1 protein-coding gene is annotated in these 293 nt (G+C 32.1%); it reads left to right on the top strand.

Annotated elements, in window-relative coordinates; all coding sequences use genetic code 11:
- The coding region (locus tag WFZ86_RS20240) for an NAD(P)-dependent oxidoreductase (protein ID WP_342693629.1) at window positions 1-293 on the top strand (293 nt) is incomplete at both ends.

Genomic DNA, 293 nt, shown 5'->3' with positions numbered 1-293 from the left:
AATTTTATTCTTTCCGCAACTACAGGAACTGATCATATAGATGAAGAATTTTTTTTGAAACGAGGAGGTAAAGTAATTTGCCTAAAAGGGGAGACTGAATTTTTAGAGCAAATACCCTCGACAGCAGAACATACTTGGGGCTTGCTTTTATCATTAGTAAAAAAAATCCCATTTTCATTTGATGATGTAAAGAAAGGTAATGGGAACAGGGATTTTTTTAAAGGACATAATCTTAAAAATAAAAAAATTGCCATTCTTGGAATGGGAAGAGTTGGTAAACAAGTAGCTAAAAT

The sequence above is a fragment of the Flavobacterium polysaccharolyticum genome, assembly GCF_038739875.1.
GTDB lineage: Bacteria > Bacteroidota > Bacteroidia > Flavobacteriales > Flavobacteriaceae > Flavobacterium > Flavobacterium polysaccharolyticum.
This window is presented reverse-complemented; position numbering and strand designations above follow the sequence as displayed.